4 protein-coding genes are annotated in these 3,735 nt (G+C 69.9%); 3 read left to right on the top strand and 1 reads right to left on the bottom strand.

Annotated features, from left to right (window positions below; all coding sequences use genetic code 11):
• Positions 1-142: 142 nt before the first annotated feature.
• Positions 143-997, bottom strand: coding sequence for a pyridoxal kinase PdxY (gene pdxY, locus H5397_RS17100; RefSeq protein WP_182818925.1), 855 nt, complete (start codon positions 995-997; stop codon positions 143-145).
• Between the two features lie 72 nt (positions 998-1,069).
• Here pdxY and H5397_RS17105 point away from each other — a divergent pair, with 72 nt between their 5' ends.
• The 3 genes from H5397_RS17105 to H5397_RS17115 all read left to right on the top strand — a co-directional run bounded on the left by H5397_RS17105 (position 1,070) and on the right by H5397_RS17115 (position 3,604).
• Positions 1,070-1,864, top strand: coding sequence for a glycerophosphodiester phosphodiesterase (locus H5397_RS17105; RefSeq protein WP_182818926.1), 795 nt, complete (start codon positions 1,070-1,072; stop codon positions 1,862-1,864).
• Positions 1,861-3,204, top strand: a complete 1,344-nt coding sequence (locus H5397_RS17110; RefSeq protein WP_182818928.1) for an MFS transporter — start codon at positions 1,861-1,863, stop codon at positions 3,202-3,204. The genes H5397_RS17105 and H5397_RS17110 overlap by 4 nt, the downstream gene beginning before the upstream one ends.
• A gap of 67 nt (positions 3,205-3,271) precedes the next feature.
• Positions 3,272-3,604, top strand: coding sequence for an RNA polymerase-binding protein RbpA (locus H5397_RS17115; RefSeq protein WP_182818930.1), 333 nt, complete (start codon positions 3,272-3,274; stop codon positions 3,602-3,604).
• Positions 3,605-3,735 lie beyond the last annotated feature (131 nt).

The following is a 3,735-nucleotide window of genomic DNA, read 5'->3' on the forward strand; positions in this document are numbered from 1 at the left end:
CGGGGCCTCCTCACGACTGTGGATAGGCCGAACCAAGGACCACCCTCGTTCGGTAACCCACGAACATGCGCGAGAGAGGCCCTGGCCCGCAACCCCTCACACAAGAGGAGCTGCTCATACCGTCTGACGCCGGCGCCGCGCCTCAGCGGACCTTCGTGACCTCGAAGTGGAAGCGCGGGGCGACCAGGTCGTCCTGCGCGGCCACCAGGGCCAGCTCGCGCTGGTCGAGGCCGGTGGTGCGCTCCAGCACCGAGTAGACGATGTCGGCCGTGCGGCCCACGGCCGCCTCGACGTCGCCGGTCTCCAGCAGCGCGGCCAGGAACATCGACGAGGTCAGGTCGCCCGAGCCGGTGAACGTGCGGCCCAGCAGCGGGGTGGTCACCGACCACGCGCCGTCGTCGCTGACCGCGACCATCGTGACCGTCTCGGGCTCGGACTCCTCGACGACCACGGAGGTCACCAGCACCACGTCGGGGCCCTTCAGGCGCAGTGCGTCGGCGGCCTCCAGGACCTCGGGCAGCGTGGTCGCCTCGCGGCCGGTCAGGAAGTTCAGCTCGTAGTGGTTGGGGGTGAGCACGTCGGCGGCCTGCACGACGTTGTCGCGGATGAACTCGGGGATGCCCGGCAGCACGTACATGCCGCGGCCGACGTCGCCCATCACCGGGTCGCAGCACCACACGGCGCCCGGGTTGCGCTCCTTGACCTTCTCCACGATCCGCAGGATCTCCGCACCCATGGCCGGCGCGCCCTGGTAGCCGGTCAGCACGGCGTCCACCTGCGGCAGCACGCCCAACTCGTCGATGCCCTCGACGACCTCGGCGACGTCCTCGGGGCGCAGGAGCGGGCCACGCTTGCTCGGGTAGGAGGTGTTGTTGCTGAAGTGCACCGTCAGGACCGGCCACACCTCGCAGCCCAGCCGCATGAGCGGGAAGGTCGCCGCGCTGTTCCCCACGTGCCCGTAGGCGACGGAGGACTGGATCGACAGAATCGTGGTCACAAGAGGCCATTCTGCACCCAACCGCGGACGGCGTTCATCACCGTGTCACGGTTGTTCCCTAAGGTGTGCACCATGCGGGGGCGACCAGCGGACCAGTACGCGTACTTCGACGCGCCGTTCATCGCGCTCGCCCACCGCGGCGGTATCACCGACGAGGCCCCCATCGAGGTCGAGAACAGCCTGCGCGGGTTCAAGGCCGCGTGGGACTTCGGGTTCCGCCACCTCGAGACCGACGTGCACACCACGGCCGACGGCGTCCTCGTCGCGTTCCACGACGAGGTCCTCGACCGGGTGACGGACGCCGCGGGTCGCCTCGCCGCCCTGCCGTGGGCCGAGGTCGAGCGGGCGCGCATCGGCGGGTCGGAGCCCATCCCCCGGCTGGACGACCTCCTCGAGGCGCTGCCGCAGGCCCGGTTCAACATCGACATCAAGGCCCCCGGCGCGATCGAGCCGCTGGCGTCCACGATCGAGCGCCACGCGGCGCACGACCGGGTGTGCGTGGGCAGCTTCCACCTGGCCAGCATCACCGCGTTCCGGAAGCGGACGGGCGGGCGCGTGGCGGCGTCGGCGTCCCCGCTCGAGGTCGGCGTGTTCGGCCTGGCCCCCGGCCTGCGCCGCGTGTGGCCGCTGCTGGGCCAGGCGTTCCAGATGCCCGAGCTCGAGCCCCGCACCGGGCGGCGGCTGCTCACCCGCGGGATGGTCGACGCCGCGCACCGGCACGGCGCCGTGGTGCACGTGTGGACCATCAACGAACGCCCCGACATGGAGCGCCTCATCGACCTCGGTGTCGACGGGATCGTCACCGACAACCTCGCCACGCTCAAGGCCGTCCTGGTCGAGCGGGACCTGTGGGAAGGACACGCATGACCAACTCGCTGCCGGTCGAGGGCTCCGCCCTCGAGGGGAACCGGCCCAGCCCCCGCCGCAAGGTCTGGGCGTGGGCGATGTGGGACTGGGGCACCCAGCCCCTGAACACCGTCATCATCACGTTCGTCTTCAGCGTCTACATCACGGGCAAGGCCTTCGGCCCCGAGAACGTCACCGCGCAGGCGCTGGCCCTGTCGACCGGGATCGCCGGCCTCATCGTCGCGCTCATCGCGCCGGTTCTGGGTCAGCGCTCCGACCGCACGGGCCGCACCGTGTTCAACCTGCGCTGTCAGACCTGGCTGATCGCCGCCCTCGCCGCCGCCCTGTTCTTCGTGCGGCCCGCGCCCGAGTACCTGTGGCTGGGGCTGGGCATCCTGGGCGTGGCGTCGATCATCGGCGAGCTGGCCAACGTCAACTACTACTCGCTCATCGACGAGGTCTCGACCAAGGACAACGTCGGTCGTGTGTCCGGCTTCGGCTGGGGCATGGGCTACCTCGGCGGCATCGTCGCCCTGCTGGTGCTCTACTTCGGCTTCATCTCCCCCGACGTCGGGCTGTTCGGCGTCACCAGCGACGACGGCATGGACATCCGCGCATCGATGATCGTCTGCGGCGTCTGGATCCTGCTGTTCACCCTGCCGACCTTCCTCGCCCTGAAGGACAAGCCGCGCACCGCGCCGGTGGAGAAGGTCGGCATCGTGCGTTCCTACGGCCTCCTCGTGGACTCGATCAAGAAGCTGTGGCGCTCCAGCCCGCACACGGTGTTCTTCCTCGCCGCCTCCGCGCTGTTCCGCGACGGGCTCTCGGGCGTCTTCGCCTTCGGCGCCGTGCTGGCCTCGCTCACCTTCGGTTTCTCCCCCGGCGACGTCATCATCTTCGGCGCGGTGGCCAACATCGTCGCGGGCGTCACGACGATCCTGTTCGGCTACGTCGACGACTGGATCGGCCCCAAGAAGGTCATCCTGATCTCGCTGGCCGCGCTCGTCGCGCTGGGCCTGGGCGTGTTCTTCCTGCACGACCGCGGGCAGATCGTCTTCTGGACCCTCGGCATGGCCATGACCGCCTTCGTGGGTCCGGCGCAGTCGGCGTCCCGGTCGTTCCTCGCCCGGCTCATCCCCGAGGGCAAGGCGGGCGAGATCTTCGGCCTCTACGCCACCACCGGCCGCGCGATCTCGTTCCTCTCCCCCGCCGCCTTCGGCCTCGCGGTGGGCCTGGGTGCGGCCATCACCGGCGAGGAGAACACCGCCTACTGGGGCATCATGGGCATCGTCCTGATCCTGCTGGCCGGCCTGCTCGTCCTGATCCCGGTCAAGGAGCCCGCCGACCACGCCGTCGACTGATGCCCGCCGACCCCTTCGGGAACATTGGGACCGCCCGGTAGCGTTGGGGTCGACGAAGGAGGACACCATGGCAGACAAGGCACTGAGGGGTCAGGGCCTGGGCTCGAAGAGCCTCGCCGACCCCGCGGGCGTCGAACTGGCTCCTCGCCAGGAGACCTCGTTCGACTGCCCCAACGAGCACCACTTCACGATCCCGTTCGCCGCCGAGGCGGAGCTCCCCACCGAGTGGGAGTGCCCGCGCTGCGGCCAGATGGCCCGCCGCTCCGACGGCGTCGAGCCCGAGCCCAAGGAGGTCAAGCCCCCGCGCACCCACTGGGACATGCTGCGGGAGCGCCGCTCCATCGAGGAGCTGGAGGACATCCTCGCCGAGCGCCTCGAGGAGATCCGCAAGGACACCTGAGGCGTCAGACGGTATGAGCAGCTCCTCTTGTGTGAGGGGTTGCGGGCCAGGGCCTCTCTCGCGCATGTTCGTGGGTTACCGAACGAGGGTGGTCCTTGGTTCGGCCTATCCACAGTCGTGAGGAGGCCCCG

This window comes from Propioniciclava sp. MC1683 (genome assembly GCF_014164675.1).
GTDB lineage: Bacteria > Actinomycetota > Actinomycetes > Propionibacteriales > Propionibacteriaceae > Propioniciclava.